2 protein-coding genes are annotated in these 6549 nt (G+C 60.7%); both read right to left on the reverse strand.

Annotated features, from left to right (window positions below; all coding sequences use genetic code 11):
• On the reverse strand, nucleotides 1-5908 hold a 5908-nt coding region (locus ACLIRY_RS26340; RefSeq protein WP_413208398.1), incomplete at its 3' end, for a beta strand repeat-containing protein.
• Nucleotides 5909-5916: 8 nt separating this feature from the next.
• The coding region (locus tag ACLIRY_RS26345) for a hypothetical protein (protein ID WP_413208399.1) at nucleotides 5917-6549 on the reverse strand (633 nt) is incomplete at its 5' end.

The following is a 6549-nucleotide window of genomic DNA, read 5'->3' on the forward strand; positions in this document are numbered from 1 at the left end:
TCGGCGCATCCGCATCCGGCGCAACTTCAACCGTCAAGGTTCCCGTCGTCGTCGCCGTCGAGCCATCCACTTCCGTCGCGGTCGCCGTCACAGACAGCTGGAAGTCATCGGCGCTATCCGCAGGAGGTGTGATCGTCAGATTACCGAGTTGATCCCCAGTCAGGACCGCCTTGCCGTCGGTCACGGTGATTTCCGTGCCTCCAGCCTTCAACACAGCCCCTTCGGGGATGCCGCTGATCTCAACCGACAGGGTTTCGGAGTTGTCTCCGCCGATGTCGTTCAGACCCGCGCTGATATCCAGCGGAATGGCCGTGTCTTCCACGCCATCCGCCGCACCGGACACCGCATCCGGGCCATTGCCAGGGCCATTCCCCAGGTCGAGGTCCGGAGATTGGGCACCACCATCCTCAACCGTCAGTTCCAGTGTCGCGGACGAGGTATCACCGTCTCCATCCACGATGGTGTAGTCGAAGCGTTCCGTTCCAATCTCAGTATCCGGACCGGCGGTGTAGTCGTAATCGCCCGTGGCAAAGTCGAAGGTCAGCGTCGCGCCCGCCGCCGTCACCAGGCCGCTCAGCGAGGACCCGGCAGTCGACGAGCCATCGGACCCGCTGATGGAATTGCCCGAGGGATCGTAGGTATAGGTCACCCCATCCACCGTGATGGATTGGATCTGCCCCAGGCCATCGGCGCCCGGATCGTCATTGCTCAGAATATTGCCCGACACCGTCTCTGGATCGGACGCAACCGAGGCCGTCTTGCTGTCGTCCACGGCGACCGGGCCTTCGTCGGTCACGTTGATCGTGATCGTCCCGGCGGTGCTGTCGCCTTCGGAATCGGTGATCGTGACCCCAAAGTCGATGGGCAGAGTGTCGTCCGTCGCCCCGCCCTCTTCATGGTCGATGGGCAGATTCTGGGTGTAGGTGTACTCACCGGTCTCCGGGTTCAGTTCCATGGTGAAGACGGTTTCGCCTTCCCCATTGGTCCCTGTGACCGTTGTGCCGTCCTCGCTGACCACAACGTCAACCGGCTCGCCACCGCTGGTGACCGGCTTATCGATCCCCGTCAGCTTGATGCCCTTATCCGCAGTACCGCCTTCGTCTTGACCGTAGTCATATTCGAAGGTGCCGCTGGCGGTTTGGGTCCCGTCGTCGTCCAGAAGGCCCTCGTCCAAAGTGGAGGAACTGCTTTCGATCAGCGGCGGACCGTCAAAGACCACCTCTTCCCAGTTGGAGACAGTGAGCCCCAAGGCGCTGAAGGTCTGACTAACCCCTTCACCCGTGGCGTTGAATTGGCCGCCTTCGGCCGTCTGCTCGTTGATGAAGTCCCGTAGGGCCAAAAGGTCGGCCACCACGGCCGGGTCCTGCAGGTCTTCGGCGGTGTAGCTCACCGTCAGGGTGTCGTAGCCCGCACCACGGGCCTCCGTGACACCTTCTCCACCGTCGTAAACGTCGACCCCGCCGCTGATGTTCTCACCCACGGTGAAGACGCCCGTGTCCAAGCCCTCGCCGCCGTAAACCTCATCGGCACCGGCGCCACCGTCCAGGACATCATTCCCGTCCTCGCCATAGAGGGTGTCGGAGCCGGAGGGGAAGTCGTCATACTCAATGGTCGTCAGGAAGTAATCCGAGGAGTCATGCTGATTCGCCGGGTCCCCTCCTTCGTACTCCGGAGCGGAGAACACAACGGAGGAAATGGCGCAGCCACTGTCCGCCGTGATCGTGACCTCACCGGTATTTTGCCCTTCGGCGGCCATGAAGTTGCCCGTCCCAACGACATTCCCCGCCGTGTCATAGGCCGTCCAAGTCCCAACTTCGCCACCGGATTCGGTCTGGTACAGATGGCTATAGCCCGCCCGCACCGTGAACACCGGGTTGTCGAACTCGACCTTAATTTCTTCGGTGTCACCCGTGACCGGGTTGTGACCCAATTGGTCTTCCGGGGCGTCGACAGCCGTCGAACCGACAACACCGACCTTACCACCGGAAACCTGAATGGACTCCGCGCTGAACTCAGAACCGGAGTCGTGACGCGCCGTCACCGTGAAACCGGAGTCGGTCGACAGAACGTTGTCTGCCGTAATGACACCGGTCGTGCCCGTTCCCGTTTCCTGGTCTCCATACAGGACATCGTCGCCCTGTTGACCATGGATTTCGTCGTCGCCAGCCGACCCCTGGATGGTGTCGTTGCCGTAATCCCCATCACCCACGGTCACCGAAATTGTCTGGGTCGCACTCGACGCCGTATCGGACTGGGACGGATTATTCTCATCGACATCTATTTCATTGGCCGTCACCGACAACTCGAAGTTCGCAGTGCCAACCGGAACCGAGACCTGAAGGCCATCCAGTTGATCCGGCGCCACCGTGGCTTCGCCATCGGCAATCTCAATGGTGTCGCCCGCCGTGTTGGTTAGAACTGCCCCTTCGGGCAGACCCGTAATCGTGTAACCGGTGATCGCTTCAGACCCGTCCGCCACGCCTCCGGTGGCATCGGCATTGGCCTGCTCACCAGTGATCGCCGTAAAGTCCAGGGCTGTGGTGTGCATGCCGGTATCCGTGTCGCCGTACAACACGTCGTCACCGCACAGACCGTCGATGTTATCATCACCGCCGCCGCCGGAAATTGTATCTTCACCCTTCGTGCCAACCAGGGTTTCATCCCCGGCATGCTCGTTCACTGCGGTCACGTCAGCATTGGTGATCGTCAGAACCGGTGCGTCGGCGCCAGGCGTCACCTCGACTTCGAGCGTGCCAGAGGTGGTCGCCGTATCATCGCCTTCGGTCGCGGTTGCCGTCACCGACAGGCTGAAGTCCGTCGAGCTATCGGCCGGAGGTGTGATCGTCAGATTACCGAGTTGATCCCCGGTCAGGACCGCCTTGCCGTCGGTCACGGTGATTTCCGTGCCTCCAGCCTTCAACACAGCCCCTTCGGGGATGCCGCTGATCTCAACCGACAGGGTTTCGGAGTTGTCTCCGCCGATGTCGTTCAGGCCTGCGCTGATATCCAGCGGAATGGCCGTGTCTTCCACGCCATCCGCCGCACCGGACACCGCATCCGGGCCATTGCCAGGGCCATTGCCCAGGTCGAGGTCCGGAGATTGGGCACCACCATCCTCAACCGTCAGTTCCAGTGTCGCGGACGAGGTATCACCGTCTCCATCCACGATGGTGTAGTCGAAGCGTTCCGTTCCAATCTCAGTATCCGGATCGGCGGTGTAGTCGTAATCGCCCGTGGCAAAGTCGAAGGTCAGCGTCGCGCCCGCCGCCGTCACCAGGCCGCTCAGCGAGGACCCGGCAGTCGACGAGCCATCGGACCCGCTGATGGAATTGCCCGAGGGATCGTAGGTATAGGTCACCCCATCCACCGTGATGGATTGGATCTGCCCCAGGCCATCGGCGCCCGGATCGTCATTGCTCAGAATATTGCCCGACACCGTCTCTGGATCGGACGCAACCGAGGCCGTCTTGCTGTCGTCCACGGCGACCGGGCCTTCGTCGGTCACGTTGATCGTGATCGTCCCGGCGGTGCTGTCGCCTTCGGAATCGGTGATCGTGACCCCAAAGTCGATGGGCAGAGTGTCGTCCGTCGCCCCGCCCTCTTCATGGTCGATGGGCAGATTCTGGGTGTAGGTGTACTCACCGGTCTCCGGGTTCAGTTCCATGGTGAAGACGGTTTCGCCTTCCCCATTGGTCCCTGTGACCGTTGTGCCGTCCTCGCTGACCACAACGTCAACCGGCTCGCCACCGCTGGTGACCGGCTTATCGATCCCCGTCAGCTTGATGCCCTTATCCGCAGTGCCGCCTTCGTCTTGACTGTAGTCATATTCGAAGGTGCCGCTGGCGGTCTGGGGTCCGCCGTCGTCCAGAAGGCCCTCGTCCAAAGTGGAGGAACTGCTTTCGATCAGCGGCGGACCATCGAAGACCACCTGTTCCCAATTGGCCACGATCAGGCCCAATGCGTCGAAGGTCTGGGTCACCCCCTCACCCGTGGCGTTGAATTCACCGCCATTGGCCGTCTGCTCGTTGATGAAGTCCCGTAGGGCCAAAAGATCGGCCATCACGGCCGGGTCCTGCAGGTCCTCGGCGGTGTAGCTCACCGTCAGGGTGTCGTAGCCCGCACCACGCGCCTCCGTGACACCTTCTCCGCCATCATAGGCGTCATAGGTGTCGGTATTACCGGATTCGAAAGTGGTGTTCTCGCCAACGGTAAAGATGCCGGTATCCAGCCCTTCACCGCCATAGACCTCGTCGGCGCCGGACCCACCGTCCAGGACATCATTCCCGTCCTCGCCATAGAGGGTGTCGGAGCCGGAGGGGAAGTCGTCATACTCAATGGTCGTCAGGAAGTAATCCGAGGAGTCATGCTGATTCGCCGGGTCACCGCCCTCATACGCGGGAGCGGAGAACACAACGGAGGAAATGGCACAGCCGCTATCCGCCGTGATCGTGACCTCACCGGTATTTTGTCTTTCGGCGGCCATGAAGTTGCCAGTCCCAACGACATTCCCCGCCGCGTCATAGGCCGTCCAAGTCCCAACTTCACCACCGGATTCGGTCTGGTACAAATGGCTATAACCCGCCCGCACCGTGAAGACCGGGTTGTCAAACTCGATCTTCATTTCCTCGGTCTCGCCCGTAACCGGGTTGTGACCCAATTGGTCTTCCGGAGCGTCGACGGCCGTCGCACCGACGACACCAATCCGATTCCCCGCGATCGAGATCCGATCCGCGCTGAACTCCTCGCTCGAGTCATGACGCGCCGTCACCGTGAAGCCAGCACCGCTGGACAGGACATTGTCCGCAGTGATGACACCCGTGGTGCCTTCCACGCCCTCTCCAAGATCACCAGAGAGGGTGTCATCACCCTGTTGGCCATGGATCACATCGTCGCCCGCACCGCCCGCGATGACGTCATTACCCGGCGCACTATCAGAAATATCGACGGAGATCTCTTTGGTCTCGGTGTACGTGGTCGAGACCCCGGCTTGGTCCGAAGAATAAGACGGATCTTCCGCATCGGTATCGGTCACCGTCACGGTTGCCTTAATCGTGAAATTCTCGGTTTGACCTTCCGGAAGGTCCAAACGCAAGGCTTCGTCGCCCGTGTATTGGGCATCCATTCCATCGTTCAGGGGAATGGTGATGCTTCCGTCAGCCCCAACCTCACCGATCAAGGTTCCGTCAGGTGCATAGACCTTAGTTCCTTCAGGCACATCGGACAAAGTGATGGATTGGGTCTCTGACCCATCCCGGTCCACAAGAAGACTGGACAGCTCCACGCCAACACTCACCGGCCCGTGGGTATCCCCCCAGAGCTCGTCGTCGCCACATTGGCCGTCGATGGAGTCATCACCCGCCCCACCAGAGACCGTATCCTCGCCTCGTCCTGCAAATACGGTGTCGTTGCCATCTCCGCCAGACACGAGATCGTTACCCTGACCGGCATGGATAGAATCGTCACCATCCCAACCATGAATGGTATCGTCTCCCTCCTTTGCGTCGATCACATCCCCTGCGGAACTCCCGGAAATGACATCTGAATTTTCGGTGCCGTCTCCAACAACATCCGCGCCGCCGTCGTACTGGGTTGCGTCACTGACCTCGAATTCAGGTGAATCTGCGACGGGCAGGACTTCAACGGTGACAGTGGTCGAGAGACTCACCGCATCGCCCGTGCTGTCGGCACCCGACACCTGCACCGTCAAATCGAAATCAACGGCGCTATGTTGGGCCTCTGTTCCCGGTAGAGCCTGAATATACAAACCATCCATAAGGTTCGCGGGCACAACAGACACCCCACCCGAAATGGGGATTTCTGTGTTGTCGGAAGTATAGAGGTGCCAACCATCAGGAATACCGGAGATCGTGAAGGTCTCTGGCACAATTCCCGTTGTTTCCACCTCCACGGGGATTTTCAGGTCCTCATACCCCGAAGCGTCCCCATCAACATCCGTCGGGTCCGGCGGATCGCTCGGATCTGACGGATCACTCGGGTCAGACGGATCTGACGGATCACTCGGATCTGACGGATCGCTCGGATCTGACGGATCACTCGGATCTGACGGATCGCTCGGGTCAGACGGATCGCTCGGATCTGACGGATCGCTCGGGTCAGACGGATCGCTCGGGTCAGACGGATCGCTCGGATCTGACGGATCACTCGGATCTGACGGATCGCTCGGGTCAGACGGATCGCTCGGATCTGACGGATCGCTCGGGTCAGACGGATCGCTCGGATCTGACGGATCACTCGGATCTGACGGATCGCTCGGGTCAGACGGATCGCTCGGATCTGACGGATCGCTCGGATCTGACGGATCACTCGGATCTGACGGATCGCTCGGGTCAGACGGATCACTCGGATCTGACGGATCACTCGGGTCGGACGGATCGCTCGGATCTGACGGATCACTCGGATCTGACGGATCGCTCGGGTCAGACGGATCACTCGGATCTGACGGATCACTCGGGTCAGATGGATCGCTCGGATCGGACGGATCGCTCGGGTCAGACGGATCACTCGGATCTGACGGATCACTCGGGTCAG

The sequence above is a fragment of the Rhodospirillum sp. A1_3_36 genome, from assembly GCF_047263945.1.
In the GTDB taxonomy this organism is placed as follows: Bacteria; Pseudomonadota; Alphaproteobacteria; order Rhodospirillales; family Rhodospirillaceae; genus Rhodospirillum.